At 69.5% G+C, this 21,091-nt stretch carries 20 protein-coding genes; 6 read left to right on the plus strand and 14 right to left on the minus strand.

The window, feature by feature from the left end; genetic code table 11:
• Positions 1-11: 11 nt before the first annotated feature.
• The 4 genes from ASC46_RS09415 to ASC46_RS09430 are packed head-to-tail and all read right to left on the minus strand — an operon-like array spanning position 12 to position 4,798.
• The gene (locus ASC46_RS09415; RefSeq protein ID WP_055459060.1) at positions 12-1,019 is read right to left on the minus strand and encodes an ABC transporter permease; all 1,008 of its coding nucleotides are present in this window, start codon (positions 1,017-1,019) and stop codon (positions 12-14) included.
• A complete protein-coding gene (locus ASC46_RS09420) occupies positions 1,012-2,562 on the minus strand; it encodes a sugar ABC transporter ATP-binding protein (RefSeq protein WP_055459061.1) in 1,551 nt (516 codons plus the stop codon). The genes ASC46_RS09415 and ASC46_RS09420 overlap by 8 nt, the downstream gene beginning before the upstream one ends.
• Positions 2,563-2,566: 4 nt before the next feature.
• Positions 2,567-3,736 carry a Gfo/Idh/MocA family protein gene (locus ASC46_RS09425; RefSeq protein ID WP_055459062.1) on the minus strand — a complete coding sequence of 390 codons (1,170 nt, stop codon included), beginning with the start codon at positions 3,734-3,736 and terminating at the stop codon, positions 2,567-2,569.
• 3 nt (positions 3,737-3,739) lie between these two features.
• Positions 3,740-4,798: a sugar phosphate isomerase/epimerase family protein gene (locus tag ASC46_RS09430; protein WP_055459063.1), complete on the minus strand. Its 1,059-nt coding sequence runs from the start codon at positions 4,796-4,798 to the stop codon at positions 3,740-3,742.
• Positions 4,799-4,983: 185 nt separating this feature from the next.
• Between ASC46_RS09430 and ASC46_RS09435 the strand changes: the two genes are divergently transcribed.
• Entirely contained in the window at positions 4,984-6,027 is a 1,044-nt protein-coding gene (locus ASC46_RS09435; protein ID WP_055459064.1) for a LacI family DNA-binding transcriptional regulator, read from the plus strand.
• A gap of 233 nt (positions 6,028-6,260) precedes the next feature.
• Here the strand turns inward: ASC46_RS09435 and ASC46_RS09440 are convergent, their stop codons facing one another.
• Positions 6,261-6,695 carry a VOC family protein gene (locus tag ASC46_RS09440; RefSeq protein ID WP_055459065.1) on the minus strand — a complete coding sequence of 145 codons (435 nt, stop codon included), beginning with the start codon at positions 6,693-6,695 and terminating at the stop codon, positions 6,261-6,263.
• Between the two features lie 153 nt (positions 6,696-6,848).
• Between ASC46_RS09440 and ASC46_RS09445 the strand changes: the two genes are divergently transcribed.
• Entirely contained in the window at positions 6,849-7,310 is a 462-nt protein-coding gene (locus tag ASC46_RS09445) for a MarR family winged helix-turn-helix transcriptional regulator (protein WP_055459066.1), read from the plus strand.
• A 95-nt stretch (positions 7,311-7,405) separates the two neighbouring features.
• On the opposite strand, the gene otnI is transcribed toward ASC46_RS09445, so the two are convergent.
• Together otnI and ltnD are read right to left on the minus strand one after the other, a co-directional pair.
• Positions 7,406-8,188 (minus strand): 2-oxo-tetronate isomerase, encoded by a 783-nt coding sequence (otnI, locus tag ASC46_RS09450; protein ID WP_055459067.1) that lies wholly within the window; start codon positions 8,186-8,188, stop codon positions 7,406-7,408.
• A gap of 30 nt (positions 8,189-8,218) precedes the next feature.
• Entirely contained in the window at positions 8,219-9,139 is a 921-nt protein-coding gene (gene ltnD / locus ASC46_RS09455; RefSeq protein ID WP_055459068.1) for an L-threonate dehydrogenase, read from the minus strand.
• 125 nt (positions 9,140-9,264) lie between these two features.
• Here ltnD and ASC46_RS09460 point away from each other — a divergent pair, with 125 nt between their 5' ends.
• Genes ASC46_RS09460 through otnC form a run of 3 tightly spaced genes read left to right on the plus strand, consistent with a single transcriptional unit; the run spans position 9,265 to position 12,320 of the window.
• The gene (locus ASC46_RS09460) at positions 9,265-10,308 is read left to right on the plus strand and encodes a LacI family DNA-binding transcriptional regulator (RefSeq protein ID WP_055459069.1); all 1,044 of its coding nucleotides are present in this window, start codon (positions 9,265-9,267) and stop codon (positions 10,306-10,308) included.
• A 33-nt stretch (positions 10,309-10,341) separates the two neighbouring features.
• Positions 10,342-11,646, plus strand: coding sequence for a 3-oxo-tetronate kinase (gene otnK, locus ASC46_RS09465; protein ID WP_055459070.1), 1,305 nt, complete (start codon positions 10,342-10,344; stop codon positions 11,644-11,646).
• Complete coding sequence (otnC, locus tag ASC46_RS09470) at positions 11,643-12,320, plus strand: 3-oxo-tetronate 4-phosphate decarboxylase (RefSeq protein ID WP_055459071.1); 678 nt, start codon at positions 11,643-11,645, stop codon at positions 12,318-12,320. The genes otnK and otnC overlap by 4 nt, the downstream gene beginning before the upstream one ends.
• A 6-nt stretch (positions 12,321-12,326) precedes the next feature.
• Here otnC and ASC46_RS09475 read toward each other — a convergent pair whose 3' ends face one another.
• Positions 12,327-13,154 carry an IclR family transcriptional regulator gene (locus ASC46_RS09475; protein ID WP_055459072.1) on the minus strand — a complete coding sequence of 276 codons (828 nt, stop codon included), beginning with the start codon at positions 13,152-13,154 and terminating at the stop codon, positions 12,327-12,329.
• A gap of 233 nt (positions 13,155-13,387) precedes the next feature.
• On the opposite strand from ASC46_RS09475, the gene ASC46_RS09480 reads away from it, so the two are divergent.
• A complete protein-coding gene (locus ASC46_RS09480) occupies positions 13,388-13,708 on the plus strand; it encodes a c-type cytochrome (protein WP_055459073.1) in 321 nt (106 codons plus the stop codon).
• Between the two features lies 1 nt (position 13,709).
• On the opposite strand, the gene ASC46_RS09485 is transcribed toward ASC46_RS09480, so the two are convergent.
• From ASC46_RS09485 to xdhA, 6 genes are all read right to left on the minus strand, one after another.
• Positions 13,710-14,498: an enoyl-CoA hydratase-related protein gene (locus ASC46_RS09485; protein WP_055459074.1), complete on the minus strand. Its 789-nt coding sequence runs from the start codon at positions 14,496-14,498 to the stop codon at positions 13,710-13,712.
• Between the two features lie 76 nt (positions 14,499-14,574).
• The gene (locus ASC46_RS09490; RefSeq protein ID WP_055459075.1) at positions 14,575-14,970 is read right to left on the minus strand and encodes a c-type cytochrome; all 396 of its coding nucleotides are present in this window, start codon (positions 14,968-14,970) and stop codon (positions 14,575-14,577) included.
• Positions 14,971-15,051: 81 nt separating this feature from the next.
• Positions 15,052-15,975, minus strand: coding sequence for a sugar kinase (locus ASC46_RS09495; protein WP_055459076.1), 924 nt, complete (start codon positions 15,973-15,975; stop codon positions 15,052-15,054).
• A 70-nt stretch (positions 15,976-16,045) separates the two neighbouring features.
• Positions 16,046-16,963, minus strand: a complete 918-nt coding sequence (gene xdhC, locus ASC46_RS09500; RefSeq protein ID WP_055459077.1) for a xanthine dehydrogenase accessory protein XdhC — start codon at positions 16,961-16,963, stop codon at positions 16,046-16,048.
• A 6-nt stretch (positions 16,964-16,969) separates the two neighbouring features.
• Positions 16,970-19,480: a xanthine dehydrogenase molybdopterin binding subunit gene (gene xdhB / locus ASC46_RS09505; RefSeq protein WP_245280515.1), complete on the minus strand. Its 2,511-nt coding sequence runs from the start codon at positions 19,478-19,480 to the stop codon at positions 16,970-16,972.
• Positions 19,467-20,942: a xanthine dehydrogenase small subunit gene (gene xdhA / locus ASC46_RS09510; RefSeq protein ID WP_055459078.1), complete on the minus strand. Its 1,476-nt coding sequence runs from the start codon at positions 20,940-20,942 to the stop codon at positions 19,467-19,469. Before xdhA ends, xdhB begins: the two co-directional genes overlap by 14 nt.
• Positions 20,943-21,091 lie beyond the last annotated feature (149 nt).

Here is a 21,091-nt window from a genome sequence, read left to right on the forward strand (position 1 = left end):
TGCGCCGCCCTTCAGAGCGCCTTCTTCTGACGCTGCAGAACGACGGCCAGAACGATGATCACGCCTTGGATGGCCCCGTTGAGATAGGGACTCACCAGGTCGGTCAGATTGAGGATGTTCTGGATCAGGTTGAGGATGAGCACGCCCACCACCGTGCCCCAGACACGGCCGAAGCCACCCTTCAGCACCGTGCCGCCGATGATGACGGCAGCGATGGCCTCGAGCTCCCACAGGACGCCGGTTGCCGAAGAGGCGGAGCCGAGGCGCGGCACATACATGATGGTGGCGAGGCCGACCAGCATGCCGAGCATGACATAGGTGGCGAGCCGCACGCGCTCCACATGCACGGCCGAGTAGCGCGCCACCTGCTCGTTGGAGCCGATGGCCGCGCAATGGCGGCCGAAGGCCGTGTGCCGCATCGCGATCTCGCCGGCGATGGCCACGACGAGGAAGACGATGATCGGCCACGAGACGCCGAGAATGCCGTCGTAATAGACCGGCCGGTAGACGTCCCGCACCTGGAAGTTCAGCGACAGCGTGCCACCGTCGGCGAGCCAGGTGATGAGCGAGCGGAAGATGCCCATGCTGCCGAGCGTGACGATGAAGGCCTCGATGCGCGCCCGCGTGATGAGCAGGCCGTTGCCGAGCCCGGCGAGGAAGCCGAAGACGAGCGCCGCCGCCATGCCGATGAGGATGACCGGCCAGCCGGGGCCGAGCGTGGGCACCAGCGCGTTCATGACGAGGATCATCAGCCCGGCGATGAAGGCTGCCATGGAGCCGACCGAGAGGTCGAGCCCGCCGGAAGTGATGACGAAGGTCATGCCCACCGCGATGATGCCGATGAAGGCTGAGCGGGCGAGCACGTTGGTGACGTTGCCGTAGCTGAGGAAGTTCGGGTTCAGCAGCACGCCGACGACGATGAGGACGGCAAGCGCGACGAGCGGACCGACGACGTGCAGGTTGACAGCCGGACGGCGCGGCTTCCGCAACTCCTGCCGGGTGGTCGTCGCGTCAGCCATTGCCGTTCGCCCTCCTTGCCTCGAGGCCCATGGCGAGGCGCACGATGGCGTCCTCGTTGATGTCGGCGCCGCTCAGCGTGCCGGCGAGCCGCCCGGCGCGCATGACGCAGACTCGGGTGGCGAGGCCGATGATCTCCGCCATCTCGGACGAGACGAGAATGATGCTCTTGCCGGCCGCGGCGAGGCGCTGCACGAAACCGTAGATCTGCTGCTTGGTGCCGATGTCGATGCCGCGCGTCGGCTCGTCGATGATGACGATGTCCGGGTCAGCCAGCATGGTCTTGGCGAGCAGCAGCTTCTGCTGGTTGCCGCCGGAGAGGTTGCCGACGGGAATCTCGCGCAGCGGGGCACGGATGTCGAACTCGGCGATGGCCTTGTCGAGCGCCAGTTCCTCTGCCTTGCGGTCGATGAGGAAACGGCCGAAACGAGAGAGCGCGAGCAAGGTGAGGTTCGGACGCATGGCCAGATTGAGCAGGAGACCGCGCTCCTTGCGGTCCTCCGTGAGGTAGGCAATGCCGGCGCGGCGCGCTTCCTCGACGGAGCGGATCCGGACCGGGCGGCCCGCAAGCCTCACCGCGCCGTGCGCCGGCCTGAGGCCGACGAGCCCTTCCATCAGCTCCGTCCGCCCGGAGCCGACGAGGCCGGCGAAGCCCAGCACCTCGCCGCGCGCGAGGGTGAAGGACACGTCCTCGGCAAAGCCCTCGACGCTGAAATTCTCGACCGTCAGCACCGGCGCGGCGGAGGCCGGCTCGGCCTTCGCCGGAAAGAGGTTGGAGAGCTCGCGCCCCACCATGGCCTCGGCCATGGCGTCCTCGCTCAGGGCGCCGCGCGGCGCCGTCACCACATGGCGGCCGTCGCGCAGCACGGTCACCCGGTCGGCGAGCCGCGCCACCTCGTCGAGCTTGTGCGAGGTGTAGAGGATCGCCGTGCCCGCCGCCCTGAGGCGCTCGATCTGGCGAAAGAGCACCTCCGCCTCCTTGCGCGTCAGGACCGCCGTCGGCTCGTCCATGATGATGACGCGCGCCTTGCGCGACAGCGCCTTGGCGATCTCGACCATCTGCTTCTCTGGCACCGAGATATCGGCGACGATCGCCGCCGGGTCGACCGGCGTCTCGAGTTCGGCGAGCAGCGCCAGTGTCGTCTCGCGCATCGCACGATGGTCAAGGAAGGGGCCGCGCTTCAATTCACGCCCGAGGAAGATGTTCTGCTCGACGGAGAGCTGCCGGGCGAGGTTGAACTCCTGGTGGATGAGCACGACGCCGCGCTCCTCCGCCTCCTCGCTCGAGGAAAAGGCCACCGGCGCGCCATCGAGCAGCACCCTGCCCTTCGTCGGGGCGAGGTAGCCGGCCATGATCTTCATCATGGTCGACTTGCCGGCGCCGTTCTCGCCGATGAGGGCGTGCACCTCGCCGGGCTTCAGGTCGAAGTCGATGCCGAACAGCACCTCGACCGGCCCGAAGGCGCGGCCGACACCGGCGAGCGCCAGCACCGGCGCAGCAGCCGGGATGGGGGCAGCCGAGGCGGCGGGAGCAGCCACGGCCATCGCCTCAGAGCGTGACCCAGGCGGCGTTGCGTTTCGACGAGCGCACACAGGCCTCGATGAAGGCAACGCCGGCGACCCCATCCGCGACGGTGGGATAGACGACATCCGGCGGAATCGGGCGCCCCTCGCGGCGGGCAAGGATGGCGCGCGCTGCCTCGGCATAGATATTGGCGAAGCCTTCGAGGTAGCCCTCCGGATGGCCGGCCGGGGTGCGCGTCATGCGCTGCGCCGCCGCGCCGGCGCCCGCCCCGCCGCGGGTCAGCAGCGTCTTGGGCTTGCCGAAGGGCGTGAACCACAGGCGGTTCGGCTCCTCCTGGCACCATTCGATGCCGCCGCGCGTACCGTAGACACGCAGCTTGAGACCGTTTTCGTTGCCGGGCGCCACCTGGCTCGCCCACAGCATGCCCTTGGCGCCGCCGGCAAAGCGCATCAGTACATGGGCGTTGTCATCGAGCCGCCGCCCCTCGACGAAGCTGTCGAGATCGGCGCTCAGGCTCGTGAGCGTCAAGCCGGTAACGAAGGTGGCGAGGTTGAAGGCGTGGGTGCCGATGTCGCCGACGGCGCCCCCCGCACCAGAACGGGCCGGATCGGTGCGCCACTCGGCCTGCTTGGCGCCGGTGCGCTCTAGCGGCTCGGTCAGCCAGTCCTGCACATATTCCACCTGCACCAGGCGCAGGTCGCCCAACTCGCCGGCCGCGATCATCTCGCGCGCCTGCCGGACCATGGGGTAGCCGGTGTAGTTGTGCGTCAGGATGAACAGCGCGTCCGACTTCTCGGCGAGCGCGGCAAGGCGCCTGGCATCGGAGAGCGTCGCCGTCAGCGGCTTGTCGCAGATGACGTGAATGCCGCGTTTGAGGAACTCGCGCGCCGCCTCGTAATGCACATGGTTGGGCGTGACGATGGCGACCGCCTCGATGCCGTTCCTGAGGCGCTTCTCGCGCGCCGCCATCTCGCGGAAGCTGTCGTAGACGCGGTCCTCGGCGAGACCGAGGAGCCGGCCGGATTCACGCGCCCTGGCCGGGGTCGAGGACAGCGCGCCAGCGACCAGCTCGAACTCACCATCGAGCCGCGCGGCGATGCGGTGCACGGCGCCGATGAAGGCGTCCTTGCCGCCGCCGACCATGCCGAGGCGGATGCGCGCGGGCGCGCTCTCACGGGAGGCTTCGATCGCCATCGCTCACCTCTCCAGCCCGAGCATGCGGCGGTTGGCGGCATCATCCGTGCCGGCGCCGGCGAAATCGTCGAAAGCCTTCTCCGTCACGCGGATGATGTGGTGGCGGACGAATTCCGCGCCCTCGCGCGCCCCGTCCTCCGGGTGCTTCAGGGCGCATTCCCATTCGACGACGGCCCAGCCATCGAAGTCGTTGGCCGCCATCTTGGAGAAGATGGCCCCGAAATCGACCTGCCCGTCACCGGGAGAGCGGAAGCGTCCGGCCCGGTCCACCCAGTTCTGGTAGCCGGAATAGACGCCCTGCCTGCCGGTGGGGTTGAACTCCGCGTCCTTGACGTGGAACATCTTGATGCGGTCGCGGTAGATGTCGATGTTCTCGAGATAGTCGAGGCACTGCAGCACGTAGTGCGAGGGATCGTAGAGCATGTTGGCGCGCGGATGGCCGCCGACGCGCTCCAGGAACATCTCGAAGGTGATGCCGTCGTGCAGATCCTCGCCGGGGTGGATCTCGTAGCAGACGTCGATGCCGTTATCCTCGGCATGATCGAGGATGGGACGCCAGCGGCGGGCAAGCTCGTCGAAGGCAGCCTCGATCAGCCCCGCCGGGCGCTGCGGCCACGGATAGACGAAGGGCCAGGCGAGCGCGCCGGAGAAGGAGGCGAGCGTCGAGAGGCCAAGGTTACGCGAGGCGGTGATCGCCTTCTTCACCTGCTCGACCGCCCATTCCTGCCGGGCCTTCGGATTGCCGCGCACGGCCGGCACCGCGAAACCATCGAAGGCCTCGTCATAGGCCGGGTGCACGGCGACAAGCTGGCCCTGCAGGTGTGTCGAGAGATCGGTGACGACGACGCCGTTCTCCCGCGCCTTGCCGGTGAATTCGGCGCAGTAGTCACGCGAGGCCGCGGCCTTGTCGAGATCGAACAGGCGCGCGTCCCAGCTCGGCACCTGCACGCCGAGATAGCCGCAGTCGGCTGCCCAGCGGGTAATGGAATCCCAGGAGTTGAACGGGGCCGCGTCGCCGGCGAATTGGGCGAGGAAGAGCGCGGGGCCCTTGATCGTCTTCATCGTTTGTCCTCCCGAGGGCTCGTTGGCCCGGCAGGCGGTCGCTGCCGCCCGTTCTGTTGTAATCGGTTGCAACCAGTCATACGCTAGACTGTAATCGTTTACAAGCGCGTGCGCCGGTGGCCGAAAATGTGTTTGCCTTACCCGGAAAAGGCGGACAAAAGGCAGCCAGGAGTTGAAGCGAATCCATGAACAAGCCCCTGCCGCGCATCCGGGATGTTGCCCTGGCTGCCGGCGTCTCCACCGCCACCGTCAGCCGCGCGCTGTCGCACCCCGAGCAGGTCTCCCGGGAGACGCGCGAGCGCGTCCTCGCCGCCATCGACGCCACCGGCTACACGATCAACCAGGCGGCGCGGAACCTCCGGCGCCGCCGCACCGGCGCCGTCGTCGTGCTGGTGCCGAACCTCGCCAATCCGTTCTTCTCCAAGATCCTTTCGGCCATCGCCGCCGAGATCGCGCCGATCGGCTACAACGTGCTCGTCGCCGACACGGCCCCGCAGGGGCAGGAGCGCGACGACGAGCGCATGCTCGGTTATCTCAGCAACAACCGCGCCGACGGGCTCATCCTGCTCGACGGCCACCTGCCCGACGAGCTGCGGCGGGATATCGGTGGCTCCGGCTCGCTGCCGCCGCTCGTCTTCGCCTGCGAGTGGATCGAAGGGCTCGCCACCCCTTCGGTGGTCATCGACAACGCCGCAGGAGCGCGCCTCGCCATCCGGCATCTCGCTGAACTGGGGCACCGGCGCATTGCGCACATCATGGGGCCGCCGACGAACGTCCTTACCGTCGAGCGCCGCCGCGGGACGCTGGAGGGGCTGGCGCAGGCCGGCATCCCGGCCCGCGAGGACTGGTTCCTGCCCGGCGATTTCACCATGGAGAGCGGTGCGGCCGCGGCGCACCGCTGGCTCGCCTGCGACGAGCGGCCGACGGGCGTCTTCTGCCAGAGCGACGAGATGGCCTTCGGCTTCATCTCGGAGCTGCATCGCAACGGCCTTTCCGTACCGCGTGACGTCTCCGTCGTCGGCTTCGACGACATCGAGACGGCATCCCGCTACGTCCCGGCGCTGACCACCGTGCACCAGCCGCGCGACGGCATCGGCACCACGGCGGCGCGCATGCTGCTCGCCCTCATGGCCAAAGACGACGAGGCTGCCGTCGCAGTGAATGCGGGGGAACGGCGGCTGCTGCCGGTCGAACTCGTGGTCAGGGAGAGCACCCGGGCCGTGGATTGAACCGGGCGAAAGTGAGGGCAGCAACCGCCGAGCGATGAGCGACCCGTCCCCCTCGCCCGCTTGCAGCGGGGCTAGAGGTGGGGGGAGCCTCCACATGATCGACGACACCCGTTGTCGTTGCTGACAATTCCGAGCGTCCTGCCGAGCGGCACCGCCTCCACCCTGACCCTTCCCACCACTTCGAGGGCGAGGGGATGGCCGTGGCGCCACGCGTCCTGGATGTCGATTAAGCTTCAACCCGTCTGCGCCCCCGGCAGGCGATGCGCCATGCTCCAGGCATGGCCGAAGGGATCGCGGATGCGGGCATAGCGGTCGCCCCAGAAAGCATCCTCCGGCGGCATGGTGACCGTTGCCCCCGCTGCCTGCGCCTTGGCCACCGCCTCGTCGCAATCGGGCACGTCGAGATGCAGAGTCACGGCTGTTCCGCCGATGACGGGCGGCGGGGCGACTTTTTTCTCGCCGCTCGCCTCGGTGCAGAACTCCGGAAAATGGTCGCAGAGATAGAGCTTGGTGCCGTGCACGAGGAGCTCCGCATGCATGAGGCGCCTGCCGTCCTCGGCCGGCATGCGCATCACCTCCTCGGCGCCGAAGGCGCGGCGGTAGAAGTCGATCGCCGCGGCGGCGCCGTCGACGACGAGATGCGGGACGAGTTTCTGCTGCCGGTCCATCCTCTTCTTCTCCCTCCGTCCGGTCTTTATGTCGCGCCACGGCCGTCTTGCCGGCCCTCGGCCCGGCGGCTATGAGCCGATTCAATCGCATTTGGGCAGGCCTGCGGCGATCTTGCCCATTGCTTTTTACGTTGATATCAACATTAATAAGTCATGTCAAAGACGGATGTGCCGGCCGAAACGATACTGCCTTTCGAGGTCACCCTGCACGTGCGCGACAACTGCCTGTGCCTGCACGTGCAGCGCGCGGCGCGCGCGCTGGCACGGCGCTTCGACGACGCTCTTCGCCCCGTGGGGCTGACGAGCGGGCAATTCTCGTTGCTGATGTCGCTCAACCGGCCCGAGCCGCCGAAGATCGGCCAGGTGTCCTCCCTGCTCGCCATGGATCGCACGACGCTGACGGCGAACCTGAAGCCGCTGGAGCGACGGGGGCTTCTCACCGTGAGCGTCGACCCCGACGACAAGCGCAGCCGTCGCCTGAGCCTCACCGACGACGGCCGGCGTGTGCTGGCCGCGGCCTATCCCTACTGGCAGGAGTGCCAGAAGAAGCTCGCCAGCCGCGTCCCCGGCGACGAGGCGGCACGGCTGCTGGCGGACCTGCAGGCGCTGTCATAAGGATTGGCAGTCGGCAGTCGGGCGGATTGCAGGCCGCTGCAACCCTGAGCAACCTCTTCCGATAGCCCTCTTCCGACTGCCGGCTGCCGGCTGCCCTACTCCCGATTGCCCCGATAGACCTCGAACCAGCCGAGACCGTCCAAGGTCCCGGCGCGCGGGCGGTACTCGCAGCCCACGAAGCCGGTGTAGCCAAGGCGGTCAAGCTCGCCGAAGAGGAAGGGATAGTTCAATTCCCCCCCGTCCGGCTCGTTGCGCGAGGGCACGCTGGCGATCTGGATGTGGCCCGTCACCGGCAGGAGCGCGCGCAGCGCCATGGTGACATCGCCGTGCATGATCTGCCGATGGTAGATGTCGAACTGAAGCTTCACGTTGGGCTGCCCGAGCGCCTCGATGAGAGCGACGGCGCGGCCGAAGTCGTTGAGGAAATAGCCGGGCATGTCGCGGCCGTTGATGGGCTCGAGCATGAGGTCGATGCCCTGCTCGCCGAGCCGGTCGGCGGCGAAGGCGACGGCATCGCGGTAGCGCGCCGCGGCAGCGGGATCGGCGGCATCGGCGAGGCCGCTCATGAGATGCAGGCGCTTCACGCCCGTCGCGGCGGCATAGCGCAGCGCCGTATCAATCGAGGCGCGGAACGCCTCCTCCCGGCCCGCCAAGGCCGCGATGCCCCGCTCGCCCTTGCCCCAGTCGCCGGGCGGGCAGTTGAACAGGGCCTGCGTCAGGCCGTTGTCGGTGAGCACCCGCGCGACATCCTCCGGCGCGTGCTCATAGGGAAACAGATATTCGACGGCCTCGAAGCCCGCATCGGCCGCCGCCTTGAAGCGGTCGAGGAACGACCATTCGTTGAACATCATGGAGAGATTGGCGGCAAAGCGCGGCATGGCGGCCTCGTGCGTTCGCGGTTCAGAAGGTCAGGACTTTTTGGCAGGCAGCGTCACGCCAGCGGTCTGCGCATAAAAACGGGCGACGGAGGAATCGTCGTCGCGGCCCATACCGGCGGCCGAGGTCATGGTGAAGAGCTGCAGGGCCGTGGCCGCGACGGGCACCGGGAAATTGCTGGCCCGACTCATGTCCATGACGATGCCGAGGTCCTTGGTGAAGATGTCGACGGCCGAGAGCGGCGTGTAGTCGCCCTCGAGGATGTGCGGCACCCGGTTCTCGAACATCCAGGAATTGCCCGCCGCGCCCGTGATCACCTCGTAGACCTTGCGGATATCGAGGCCGAGCCTGGCCGCGAAGGTGATGGCCTCGCAGGCGGCGGCGATATGCACGCCGGCGAGCAGCTGGTTGACCATCTTGAAGGCGGCCGCCGTGCCGGCCTCGTCGCCGAGCTCGTGCACCGTCCCGGCCACCGCGGCGAGCGCCGGACGGGCCCTCGTCATGGCCGCGGGCGTGCCGGAGGCGAGCACCGTCAGGGCGCCGTCCGCGGCCTTCTTCGCCCCGCCGCTGATCGGGGCATCGAGATAGTGACGCCGCATCGCGGCGACGCGGGCCGCGAGGGCGCGCGCCGCCTCCGGCGCCATGGTGGCGCAGGACACGAACACCGCGCCTTCCGGCAGGGCGGCTGCGGCGCCTTCCGCGCCGAAGAGCACGTCCTCGGTCTGGGCGGCATTGACGACGACCGAGAAGAGCGCATCCGCCCCTTCGGCCGCGGCGGCCGGCGTTGCAGCTGCACGCCCTCCGGCGGCAACGAGCCGCTGCATGGCCTCCCCCGACAGGTCGAAGCCGGCGACGTCAAACCCGGCGCGGACGAGCGATGCAGCCATGCCGAAGCCCATGGCACCAAGGCCGACCACGCCGACGCGCCCCTTCTTCGTCTCCTCCAGCGTCATAAGATGCCTCCCCATACGGCTTGCAGCACCCGACTTGTGCAAGCGCTGTCAACGAAGCATTATAATGGATGACAGCGCTTGCATAGATGCTATCTTGCGCCACTCTACCTGCGCCGGGGCCTGCCATGACCATCCGCCACGAGACCGCGCCGATGCCCGCCTCCCCGTTGCGTCTCGCCGAGGTGGCCGCGCGGGCCGGCGTCAGCGAAAGCACCGTCTCGCGCGTGCTGCGCAACATCGGGCCGATCGCGGAGGCAACGCGCGTCGCCGTGCTGAAGGCCGCCGAGGAGCTCGGCTACGTGCCCAACCGCCTCGCCGGGGCGCTCGCTTCGACGGGCAGCGCCCTCGTCGGTGTCGTGGTGCCCTCGCTCGACAACATCGTCTTCGCCGAAGTGCTGCGCGGCGTCACCGAAAGGCTGGAGGAAGCGGGGCTTCAGGCCGTCATCGGCGTCACGGGCTACGATCTCGCGCGCGAGGAGCGCATCGTCTCGGCGCTGCTTGCCTGGCGGCCGCGCGGCCTCGTCATCGCCGGGATCGACCACACGCCGCGCCTGCGCGATCTGCTCGCCGCCAACGGCACGGCCGTCGTCGAGATGATGGACATCGACGGCGCCGAGCCGGCGCTCGACCGGCGCGTCGGCCTCTCGCACGGAGCGGCGGGCGCGGCCATGGCGGCGCATCTTCTTGCGCGTGGCTATCGCCGCTTCGGCTATGTGGGTCACGATATCTCGCGGGACATCCGGGCGCGCAAGCGCCTCGACGGCTTTGCTGCAGAACTCGCCCGGCGCGGGGTCGCGCTCGTCGCCGAGGAGATGGTGGCCGGCCCCTCCTCCGTCGCCGCCGGCCGTCGCGGGCTCGCCACGCTCCTTGCCGCCCATCGCGACCTCGACGCTGTCTATTTCTCCAACGACGACATGGCGGTGGGCGGCTATTTCCACTGCGAGGCCAACGGCCTCCGCATGCCGGACGACCTCGCCATCGCCGGCTTCAACGGCCTCGACATCGGCCAGGAGCTGCCCCGGCGGCTCACCACCGTGCGCTCGCCGCGCTACCGCATCGGTCAACTGGCGGCCGAACAGATCCTGACACGGCAGGGGGCGGCGGAGGCAGCGGCGAAACCCGCGACCATCGATGTCGGTTTCGAGCTCATCGCCGGGGAGACGGCGTAAGCCTCACCGGCCACGACAAGAGAGGAAAATCCCATGCTTCTCGGCTGCATTGCCGACGACTTCACCGGCGCGAGCGACCTCGCCAATACGCTCGCCAAAGGCGGCATGCGCACCACACAGTTCATCGGCGTGCCGGCGGAACCGGCGGCGGGCGACTGCGAGGCCGGCGTCGTGGCGCTGAAGAGCCGCTCCATTCCCGCCGCCGCGGCCGTGGCGCAGTCGCTCGCCGCGCTCAAATGGCTGCGGCAGCAGGGCTGTCGGCAATTCCTCTTCAAATATTGCTCGACCTTCGATTCCACGCCCCAGGGCAATATCGGCCCGGTGGGCGAGGCGCTCGCGGAGGCGCTCGGCACCAGGGGCGCCGTCGCCTGCCCGGCCTTTCCCACCACGGGGCGCACGATCTACCAGGGCCACCTGTTCGTGAAGGACCGGCTCCTGTCCGAATCCGGCATGGAGAAGCACCCGCTCACCCCGATGACGGACCCGGACCTTCGGCGCTTCCTTGCCCTGCAGACGAAGACGCCGGTCGGCCACGTGCCGTGGGCGACCGTCGATGCGGGCCCTGACGCGGTCAAGACGGCCCTGAAGGAGGCGGCGGGGCGCGGCGAGACCCTCGTCATCATCGACGCGATCAGCGATGCCGATCTCTTCACCATCGGCGCGGCGCTCGCCGAGGCGCCGCTCGTCACCGGCGGCTCGGGCATCGCGCTCGGCCTGCCCGAGAACTTCCGCAAGGCCGGTCTCCTCTCCGGCAAGGGCTCGGCCTTCACGCCCGTCGACGGCCCGACCGTCGTGCTGGCAGGCAGCTGCTCGGGCGCGACGCGCGAGCAGGTGAGGCGCCATGCCGCGCAGCACCCCGGCCTCGCGCTCGAGATCGACAAGATCATGAGCGGCACCCTGACGCCGGACCAGGCCGCCTTCTTCCTGATGGAGCGCATCCGCCTCACGCCGATCTGCTATTCCACGGCCACGCCCGAGGAGGTGAAGGCGGTGCAGGACCGCTACGGCCGCGAGGCGGTGGCCGAGGCGATCGAGGGCTTCTTCGGGGAACTCGCCGTCACCCTCAACAACCGCGGCGTCAACCGCATCATCGTCGCCGGCGGAGAGACGTCGGGTGCCATCGTCAGCGCGCTCGAGATCGACCGGCTCGACATCGGGCCGGAGATCGACCCCGGGGTGCCGGCGCTGTCCGGCTCGCGCAACGGGCCGCTGGCGCTGGCGCTCAAGTCCGGCAACTTCGGCGCGCCGGACTTCTTCGACAAGGCGGCGACCGTCCTCGCCGGCAAGGGCGTGGGAGGTATGGGCACAGAAGACAAGAGCGCGGGAGGTGCGGCATGAGCGAGGCGAAACTGCGCGAGGAGATCGCCCGCTTCGCCCGCTCGCTCTTCGAGCGCGGGCTCACCCCCGGCTCGTCCGGCAACATCTCGGTGAGGCTCGACGACGGCGGCTGGCTGGTGACGCCGACCAATGCCTCCCTCGGCTTCCTCGATCCTGCCCGCATCTCGCGTCTCGACGCGGACGGGCGCCTCGTGGGCGGCGATGCGCCGACCAAGGAGATCCCACTGCACGCTGCACTCTACGAGACGCGCGGCAGCGCCCGCGCCATCGTGCACCTGCATTCGACCCATTCCGTCGCGGTGTCCATGCTGCCGGAGATCGATGCCAACAACGTCCTGCCGCCGCTCACCGCCTATTCGGTGATGCGTGTCGGCCGCACGGCGCTGGTGCCCTACTACCGCCCCGGCGATCCGGCGGTGGCGGACGCCATCCGCGGTCTGGCCGGCCGCTACAGCGCGGTGCTGCTCGCCAACCACGGCCCGGTGGTGGCGGGCGACACGCTGGAGGCGGCCGTCTACGCCACGGAGGAGCTGGAGGAGACGGCGAAGCTCCACCTGCTGACACGCGGCCTCAACCCGCGCCTGCTCTCGCCGGCGCAGGTCCAGGACCTCGTCGCGCATTTCAAGCTGGAACCATGGCCCGAGGACGAACACGGGCACGGTCACGACCACTGACCCGTCTCAGGCCCTGCGGACCGCGCGCGCTCTCGTCTCGCGGCCGCGGCCGAAATCGGCCAGCTTCGTCTCGAGACGCCGCGCCTCCTCGTGTAGGAGCGCCGCGACCTCTGCCCGCCGGGCCTCGCCGAGGCGGCTCTCAATGGCCGCGACGCTCAGCGCGCCCACGGGCTGGCCTGCGGCATCGCGCACGGCGACGCCCATGCCCCAGGAGCCCTGCATCAGCAGGCCCGGATTGAGCGCATAACCGGCGGCCCGCGTCTCGGCCACGCTCGTGCGCAGCATCTCCGGCGTGAAGCGCGGGTAGCGCTCGGTCATGACCGCGTTGTTGGCGGCGATCACGGCCTCGACATCCTCGTCCGGCAGCGCCGCCAGGATGGCGAGCGAGCCGGAGCCGACGCCGAGCGGGTGCCGGTCGCCCGGCATCAGCACATGGGTGCGGATGGGGAAGGCCCCCTCCTCCCGGTGCAGGCAGATGGCGTAGTTCTCGCGGCGGATGGAGACGAAGGCCGTATCCTCCGTGCGGGCAGCGAGCCGCGCCACGCCTTCGAGCGACAGGCGATGCAGGCCGAAGCGCTCCTCCGCCAGGGTGCCGAGCACGTAGCTCTCGGGTCCGAGGTGATAGCGCCCGCCGGTTTCTTCCTGTTCGACGAGACCGGCACGCATGAGCGAGAGCAGCAGGCGGCGGACGGTCGGCTTGTTGAGCCCGCTCTCGGCCACGAGATCGGCCAGACGCGCGCCCTCCCGGCGACGGGCGCCGACCATCATGAGCAGCGCGAGCGCCCGATCGACGCTCTGCGCCCCCTCGGCCTTGCCGTTCGACGCATGATCCATACTGCGGATCATCCTGAACTCCCGCCCCACCCGGAAAGGCGACGAGATTAGCGCCGATTGCGTGCGAGACAACCGAGCATGCTTGAAGTGCGATGCCCGCGGTTCACATATCGGACCACGCAACGACACGCGGCCCGGATATCCACACCCGGCGCATCCCTTCGCCGCGACGCATCGGGGCCATATTGGGCTACCATCGTGCGAATCGCGGCCTGGGACGGGAGCGAAACGCCATGAATGTCCGCTGGTTGATGCTCGGCGTTGCCGCGGCGATGGTCGGCACGGCGGCCATGGCCCGCCCCGGGAACGTGGTGGCGGGTCATGCCCTGGCACAGAAGCACTGCGGCGCTTGCCACGCCCTCGACAAGACGGGCAAGAGCCCCAAGCCGGAGGCGCCGCCCTTCCGCACGCTGCACGAGCGCTATCCGGTCGAGGGCCTCGAGGAGGCGCTCGCCGAGGGCATGGTGACCCTGCATCCCGACATGCCCGAGATCACCTTCGCGCCCGACGACATCGACGATTTCATCGCCTACCTGAAGTCGCTGGAGAAATAGCCTATCGGCCGGTGAAGCGGGGTGCCCGCTTGGCGACGAAGGCGCTGACGCCTTCGGCGAAATCCGCGCTCGCGGCGCAGGTCGTAAAGGCGGAGGCCTCCTCGGCGAGCTGCGCGGGCAGGTCCCTGTCGAGCGAGGTGCGCATCAGCCGCTTGATCCTGGCGTAGGCGAGCGCCGGCCCGGCCGCGAGGCGGGTGGCGAGCGCCTCCGTCTCCGCCTCGAGCCGCTCGCGCGGCACGACGCGGTTGACGAGGTTGAGGCGCAGCGCTTCGGTGGCGTCGACGGTATCGGCGAGCAGCGCCAGCTCAAGCGCCTTGCGCAACCCGACGACGCGCGGCAGGGACCAAGTGGCCGAGCCGTCCGGGCTCGCGCCGATGCGGGCATAAGCGAGCGTAAACTGCGCGTCGTCGGCGGCGATGGCGAGATCGGCCAGCAGCGCGATGCTGAGCCCGGCTCCGGCCACCGGGCCGTGCAGGCTGGCGATGACGGGCTTGGGCATCTCGGCGAGGCGCGCAACCGCCTCGTGAAACGGTTCGATCAGCCGCTGCACCAGCGCCGGCGCCTCAGGCCCCGCGGCATGGAAACGGCTGACATCGCCGCCGGCCATGAAGCCGCGGCCCTCGCCGGAGATGACGACGACCCGCACGCGCTCGTCGCGGGCCGCCGTCTCCACCGCCGCGCGCAGGGCGGCGACCATGGCCTCGTCGAGCGCGTTGAGCACCTGCGGCCTGTTGAAGCGGATGGAGGCGATGCCCTCCGCCCGCGCGAAGATGATGGGGCTGTCGTCCACGCAGGTCCTCCCGGATCGTTCGCGGCAGAATGGCGGCTGGCGGGCGCCGGCGCAATCGCCGTTCGGTCCCGGTGGTCTATTCGGCCACGCGTGTGCCGTCGGCGTTGAAGGTCTTCAGGTAGGCGACGAGGTCGTCGACCTCCTGCTCCTTCTTGAGGCCGGCGAAGACCATCTTCGTGCCCGGGATTTTGGCCCGCGGATCGGCGATGTATTCGCGAAAATTGGCTTCGTCCCAGACGATGCCGGACGCCTTGTTGGCTTCGGAATAGCTGTAGCCGGGCGCCGTGCCCGCGGTGCGGCCGAAGAGCCCGTTCAATTCCGGTCCGACGACGTTCTTCGCCTTCTCGCCGACCTGATGGCAGGCCCGGCACTTGAGGAAGACGCGCTCGCCAGCCTTGGCGTCGCCAGCGGCGGCGGCCGGCGACAAGGTGGTAACGAGAATGGCGATTGCGAGCAGCGGCTTGAGAATCATCGAACGCTCCTTCCATCGGCAAACGGGCGCCGTTATCGCCCGAATGCCGCAGAAGGAGGCGACGACTCTTCGTCGCGGGGCTCAGCCCTTGGCCAGGAAGGCGGCGACGTCCGCCACCCGCGGCATGGGCGCGACGGCGCCATGGCCGAGCGTGGAGAGCGCCGCGGCGGCATTGCCATAGGCAGCAGCCGCAAAGGGATCACCCGAGCGCAGCCATGCGGCCAGAAAGGCGCCGTCGAAAGTGTCGCCCGCGCCGGTCGCGTCCACCGCCTTGACCGGCCGGCCCGCGATCAAGCGCCGCTCGCCCGGCACGGCGACCATGGTGCCGTCCTTGCCGAGCGTGAGCGCGACGATGCGCGCGCCGCCCTTGAGATAGAAATCGCAGATGTCCTCCGGCCGGTCGAGCCCGGTGAGCTGGCGGGCATCGTCGAGGCCCGGCAGGACGATGTCGGCGAGTTGCGCCGTCGCGTTGATGACGGCGCGTGCCCTGTCGAGCGGCCACAGACGCAGGCGCAGGTTGGTGTCGTAGCTGACAGCCACGCCCTTCTCGCGGGCATGGCGCACCGCCGCGAAACAGGTGTCGCACGCCTCGACCGAGATCGCCTGGCTGATGCCGGAGATGTGGAGGACGCGGCTTGAACCGATTAGATCGAGAGGCAAAAGAGAAGGGCGGACGAGGCTCGCGGCGGATCCGGCGCGATAATAGCTGAACTCGTGCCCGTCCGGGCCGTAGCTGATGAAGTAGATGCCGGTGCGCTCGCCGGCCATGGTGATGACGGAGGAGCGATCGACCCCCTCCTCGTCCCACAGCTTCAGGAAGTCGCGCCCGAAGGCGTCGTCGCCGACGGCAGTGAAGACCGCCGTCTTCGCCCCGAGCCGGGCCGCCGCGATGGCGACATTCGAGGTGTCGCCGCCGAAACCGGGCAGGTAGTGCCGCCGCGAATCGTCGAGCTGGGCGAATTCCATCAGGGGTTCGCCGAATGCCAGAATATCGAAGGCAGCCATCAGGGGGTCTCCGGTTGCTCGTCGCCGGCTGTCTAGACCATGGCGTCCGAAAGTGTAAGCGGTTTTCGCCTCAGCGCAGGGCCTCGCGCCGGATCAGAAGATCCGCCGCCGTCGCCGCTGCGATGACGGCCGGCGCCTTGCCCGCGATGCCGGGAATGCCGATGGGGCAGACGAGGCGGGCGATGGCGGTTTCATCGAGCCCGGCCTGGGCGAGCTGGCTGACGAAACGCGCCTTCTTGGTCGCGCTGCCGATGAGGCCGACGTAGGAAATGTCTGCCCGCCGCAGGGCCGCTGCCACGACGGCGAGGTCGAGCGCGTGGTCATGCGTCATGACGAGGACGAAAGCGCCGGCCGGCGCGGCGGCGAACTCTTCGGCAGGATCCGAGAAAACGGCCGGCGTCGCATTGGCCGGGATGTGGGCCGGGAAGGCGTCGGGGCGTGCATCGAGCCAGCGGACGGCGAACGGCAGCGGCGCGAGCGCCAGGACGAGCGCGCGCCCAACATGGCCGGCACCGAAGAGGAGTAGTGGCGTCGCCTGGTCCTCGTAACGCTCGCGCCAGCCGCCGGCCGGGGTCTCCCCGCCGATGCGCCGCACGATGCGCCCGGAGGCGTCGCGAGCCGCCGAGACCGTGAACGGCCCCTCCGTCTCCGCGGTGGCCAAGGCCGCGAGTTCATCCGCATCCTCGCGCCCGAACACCTCGACATGGACGGCGACCCGCCCGCCGCAGCACTGGCCGAGATCGGGGCCGAGCGCCATGTCGAGCCGCGTCAGGGCTCGCCGGCCGGCCGCCATGGCCCGGCGCGCCTCGGCGAGCGCCTCCCATTCGAGCCGGCCGCCCCCGATCGTGCCGTGAAAGGCGCCGTCCGGCCGCACCACCATGCGGGCACCGGCCTCGCGCGGCGCGGAGCCCTTGACGTCGGCGAGGGTGACGAGCGCCCCACGCCCATGGGCGCGCACGAAATCCCGCAATGTCCGCCAAATGGGCATCTCGCCTCACAGCGCGCCGACGATGGCGCGCAACACGGCCTCCGGGGTCGCCGGCGCGTCGAGCGGCGCAAGACCGTCGCCACGCGCGGCGCGCACTGCATCGGATATGGCGCAGAAAACGGAATTTGCCAGCATCAAAGGCGGCTCGCCCACCGCCTTGGAGCGGTAGATGGTCGGCTGGCGATTGGCGCTCGGGAAGAGCGTGACGCGAAAATCGGCCGGCACGTCCGAGGCGACGGGGATCTTGTAGGTGGAGGGCGCATGGGTGGCGAGGCGGCCCTTGCCGTCGAACACCAGCTCCTCCGTGGTCAGCCAGCCCATGCCCTGGACGAAGCCGCCCTCGATCTGGCCGATATCGATGGCCGGGTTCAGGGAGCGGCCGACGTCGTGCAGGATGTCGACGCGGTCGAGCCTGTACTCGCCGGTCATGGTGTCGATGGTCACTTCGGCACAGGCGGCGCCATAGGCGAAGTAGAAGAAGGGCTGTCCCCGCCCCGCCGCCCGGTCCCAATGGATCTTCGGCGTGCGGTAGAAGCCGGTGGCGGAGAGCTGGATGCGGGCCTGATAGGCCTTCTTCACCAGTTCCGCGAAGGCGAGGCTCTCGTTGCCGAAGAAGACACGGTCGTCGCGGAATTCGATCTCGCCCTCGGCGACATCGAAGATCTCGCAGAGAAAATCGACAAGGCGCTGGCGGATGGTGCCCGCGGCGATGCGGGCCGCCATGCCGTTGAGGTCGGAGCCCGAGGAGGCGGCCGTCGGCGAGGTATTGGGCACCTTGGCCGTCGTCGTCGCCGTGATGCGCACGCGCTCGATGCCGACGCCGAACTCCTCCGCCACCACCTGCGCCACCTTGATGAAGAGCCCCTGCCCCATCTCGGTGCCGCCGTGGTTCAGATGGATCGAGCCGTCCTGGTAGACGTGCACGAGCGCGCCGGCCTGGTTGAGATGGGTGAGCGTGAAGCTGATGCCGAACTTCACCGGCGTCAGCGCCAGGCCCTTCTTCAGCACCGGCGAACGCGCGTTGAAGGCGGTGATCGCGGCGCGGCGGGCGCGGTAGTCGCACTCGGCCTCCAACTGCTCGACGAGGGCGGCAAGCACGTCCGTGTCCTCGACGCTCTGGCCATAGGGCGTCTCGTCCCGGCCGGGTGCGTAGAAGTTCGCCTTGCGCACGTCGAGCGGGTCGCGCCCGAGGCGGGCAGCGATCTCGTCCATGACGCGCTCGGCCGCGAGCATGCCCTGCGGACCGCCGAAGCCGCGGAAAGCGGTGTTGGAGACCGTGTTGGTCTTCAGCCGCCGCGAGGCGATGTGCACCGCCGGCAGGAAATAGGCATTGTCGGCATGGAACATGGTGCGGTCGACGACGCCCTGGCTGAGGTCGGCCGAACAGCCGCAGCGGGCATTGAACGTGACGTCGTAGGCCGCGATGCGCCCCTTGTCGTCGAAGCCGACGCGCCAGTCGGCCCGCATGTCGTGACGCTTGCCGGTCACCGCCATATCGTCGTCGCGGTCGAGCCGCAGCTTGCAAGGCTGGCCGGTGGCGCGAGCAGCAAGCGCAGCGATCACGGCCCATTGCGTCGCCTGCGTCTCCTTGCCGCCAAAGCCGCCGCCCATGCGCCTGACCTCGCAGGTGACGAAGGCGTCAGGGATGCCGAGCGCACGCGCCACGATGTGCTGGACCTCGCTCGGATGCTGGGTGGAGGAATGGACGAGCATGTCGCCGTCCTCCCCCGGCACGGCGAGCGCGGCCTGGCCCTCGAGGTAGAAATGCTCCTGCCCGCCGATGCGCAGCACACCCTCGAGGCGATGGGGGGCGTCGGCGAGCGCCGCCTCAACGTCGCCGCGGCCGAAGGCATAGTCCGGCAGCACCGTCTCGCGGCGCGCCAGCGCATCCTCCACCGTCACGCTCGGCGCCTCCTCGGCGATGTCGAAGGCGGCGAGCCGCGCGGCCCGCCGCGCCGCGTCGCGGGTTGTCGCCACCACGGCAAAGACCGGCTGGCCGTGGAAGAGCACCTCGTCCTTGGCGAATACCGGCTCATCGGCATTGGCCGGCGAGATGTCGTTGCGGCCTGGCACGTCGGCGGCCGTCAGGACGGCGACGACGCCGGGGGCGGCATGCACGGCGGCCAGATCGACCCCCGAGAGCCGCCCGCGTGCGACCGGGCTGAGGCCGAGCGCGACATGCAGGGTGCCGTCCGGCTCGCGGATATCGTCGATATAGAGCGCCGCGCCCGAAACGTGGCGGATGCCGGAATCGTGCGGCAGGGGGCGATGGACGTGGCGGAGCGGCGAACCGTCACCGGAAACGCCAGACGTCCCGGAGGGCGCCGCGTGATCCTCCCCCGCAGCGGGAGGTGGCGGCCGCAGGCCGACGGAAGGGGCCTGCGCGACCGCCGCTGGGAGCGCCCCACCCGTCTCGCGCCTGCGGCGCGATCCACCCTCCCCTGAAGGGGAGGGATCAGATGCGCCCAACCTGCTTCCAGGCACCCGGAAATCGCCCGATTCTTCATTCTGCCGCATGGCGGACCTCCCGGTGGGCAATGAGGCGCGTTGCGGCATCGTCACCCGTCGCGATCTCCATCAACGCCTTCATGAGGAGATTGCCGGCGACGCGGCGGCGATAGGCGGCGGAGGCGCGGTGATCGGTCAGAGGGGCGAAATCGGCGTCGAGCGCGGCGGCCGCCCGCTCGGCGGCGGCGTGATCGTCGATGGCCGCGCCGGTGAGCGCCACCTCGGCCGCCCGCGCCCGCTTGGGGATGCCGGCCATGCCGCCATAGGCGATGCGCGCCTCGCGCACCGTCCCGTTGTCGGCTAAGTCGAAGCAGAAGGCACCCATGACGGCGGAAATGTCCTCGTCGAAGCGCTTGGTCACCTTGAAGACACGGACGTGCCGGCCGGCGGGCTTCCTCACCGTGACCCCCGTGACGAATTCGCCCGGCTGCCGGTCCTGCTTGCGGTAATCGAGAAAGAAGTCTTCGAGCGGCAGGCTGCGGCGGCCGTCGCCGCGGCGCAGGTGAAGGGTGGCGCCTAGGGCGATGAGGGCGGGCGCTAGGTCGCCGATGGGCGAGCCGTTGGCGATATTGCCGCCGACCGTGCCGGAGGCCCGCACCTGCTGCGAACCGAAGCGGCGCATCAGCTCGTCGAGATCGGGATCGAGCGCGCCGAGCGCCTCGCGCGCCCGCGCCAGCGTCACGGTGGCGCCGAGCGTGAGCGTCCCGTGCTCCTCCGCGACCGCATCGAGCCCGGCGACGCGGCCGAGCCAGATGATCTTCGGCAAGTCGGCGAGGGCTTTGGTCACCCACAGGCCGACATCGGTGGCGCCGGCGACCAGCGTCGCATCCGGGTGGCCGAGATAGAGCCGGGCCAGTGCATCGGTGCTCGCCGGAGCGGCGAAGAAGGAGCGCTCGTCGCCGACGAAAACGTCCGCCTCGTCCCTGAGGGCCGCCAGCGCCCCGGCCACATCCAGCCGCCGCTGCGCGAACGGATCGGCCTCGATCCGGCCAAGCGCATCGAACGCCGCCGCGACGATGGGGCGATAGCCGGTGCAGCGGCAGAGATTGCCGGCGAGCGCATCCGTCACCCCCTGCCGGTCCGGTGCCTCGCCCGTCTCGTAGAGCGCGAGGAGGCTCATGACGATGCCGGGCGTGCAGAAGCCGCATTGGGAGCCGTGGCGCTCCACCATCGCCTGCTGCACGGGATGCAGGCGCCCGTCGGCGGCGAGATCCTCGACCGTCAGCACCTCGGCGCCGTCCACCTGGCCGAGGAGGAGGATGCAGGCATTGACCGGCTCGGACACGAGGCGGCCGTCGACGAGGCGGCGCAGCACGACCGTGCAGGCCCCGCAATCGCCCTCGCCGCAGCCTTCCTTGGTGCCGGTGGACCTTTCTGTCAGACGCAGCCAGTCGAGAAGCGTGGTGCGCGGCTCGACATTCCCGACCTCGACCGTTTCGTTCCGTCTCAGGAAACGGATTGTTCGGCGCATTTTCTGGTTCGTCCCTCTGTTTGCCCGAGTGTGCCCCATTCGGGGGGCCGTGCAACAGGGGAAAAGGCAGGCCGCCGGGAGTGCGGCGCAGACAGGCGTGAGGCGAATCCCGCGCTGCTGCGATGAGGGAGTGTCCCGGGAATGGGCCC

The organism is Chelatococcus sambhunathii (genome assembly GCF_001418005.1).
Lineage (GTDB): Bacteria > Pseudomonadota > Alphaproteobacteria > Rhizobiales > Beijerinckiaceae > Chelatococcus_A > Chelatococcus_A sambhunathii.

What these genes read in the sequence shown, in the direction of transcription:
- ASC46_RS09415 (WP_055459060.1), bottom strand. Translation starts at nt 1,019, where the DNA reads ATGGCTGACGCGACGACCACCCGGCAGGAGTTGCGGAAGCCGCGCCGT.
- ASC46_RS09420 (WP_055459061.1), bottom strand. Translation starts at nt 2,562, where the DNA reads ATGGCCGTGGCTGCTCCCGCCGCCTCGGCTGCCCCCATCCCGGCTGCT.
- ASC46_RS09425 (WP_055459062.1), bottom strand. Translation starts at nt 3,736, where the DNA reads ATGGCGATCGAAGCCTCCCGTGAGAGCGCGCCCGCGCGCATCCGCCTC.
- ASC46_RS09430 (WP_055459063.1), bottom strand. Translation starts at nt 4,798, where the DNA reads ATGAAGACGATCAAGGGCCCCGCGCTCTTCCTCGCCCAATTCGCCGGC.
- ASC46_RS09435 (WP_055459064.1), top strand. Translation starts at nt 4,984, where the DNA reads ATGAACAAGCCCCTGCCGCGCATCCGGGATGTTGCCCTGGCTGCCGGC.
- ASC46_RS09440 (WP_055459065.1), bottom strand. Translation starts at nt 6,695, where the DNA reads ATGGACCGGCAGCAGAAACTCGTCCCGCATCTCGTCGTCGACGGCGCC.
- ASC46_RS09445 (WP_055459066.1), top strand. Translation starts at nt 6,849, where the DNA reads ATGTCAAAGACGGATGTGCCGGCCGAAACGATACTGCCTTTCGAGGTC.
- otnI (WP_055459067.1), bottom strand. Translation starts at nt 8,188, where the DNA reads ATGCCGCGCTTTGCCGCCAATCTCTCCATGATGTTCAACGAATGGTCG.
- ltnD (WP_055459068.1), bottom strand. Translation starts at nt 9,139, where the DNA reads ATGACGCTGGAGGAGACGAAGAAGGGGCGCGTCGGCGTGGTCGGCCTT.
- ASC46_RS09460 (WP_055459069.1), top strand. Translation starts at nt 9,265, where the DNA reads ATGACCATCCGCCACGAGACCGCGCCGATGCCCGCCTCCCCGTTGCGT.
- otnK (WP_055459070.1), top strand. Translation starts at nt 10,342, where the DNA reads ATGCTTCTCGGCTGCATTGCCGACGACTTCACCGGCGCGAGCGACCTC.
- otnC (WP_055459071.1), top strand. Translation starts at nt 11,643, where the DNA reads ATGAGCGAGGCGAAACTGCGCGAGGAGATCGCCCGCTTCGCCCGCTCG.
- ASC46_RS09475 (WP_055459072.1), bottom strand. Translation starts at nt 13,154, where the DNA reads ATGGATCATGCGTCGAACGGCAAGGCCGAGGGGGCGCAGAGCGTCGAT.
- ASC46_RS09480 (WP_055459073.1), top strand. Translation starts at nt 13,388, where the DNA reads ATGAATGTCCGCTGGTTGATGCTCGGCGTTGCCGCGGCGATGGTCGGC.
- ASC46_RS09490 (WP_055459075.1), bottom strand. Translation starts at nt 14,970, where the DNA reads ATGATTCTCAAGCCGCTGCTCGCAATCGCCATTCTCGTTACCACCTTG.
- ASC46_RS09495 (WP_055459076.1), bottom strand. Translation starts at nt 15,975, where the DNA reads ATGGCTGCCTTCGATATTCTGGCATTCGGCGAACCCCTGATGGAATTC.
- xdhC (WP_055459077.1), bottom strand. Translation starts at nt 16,963, where the DNA reads ATGCCCATTTGGCGGACATTGCGGGATTTCGTGCGCGCCCATGGGCGT.
- xdhB (WP_245280515.1), bottom strand. Translation starts at nt 19,480, where the DNA reads ATGCGGCAGAATGAAGAATCGGGCGATTTCCGGGTGCCTGGAAGCAGG.
- xdhA (WP_055459078.1), bottom strand. Translation starts at nt 20,942, where the DNA reads ATGCGCCGAACAATCCGTTTCCTGAGACGGAACGAAACGGTCGAGGTC.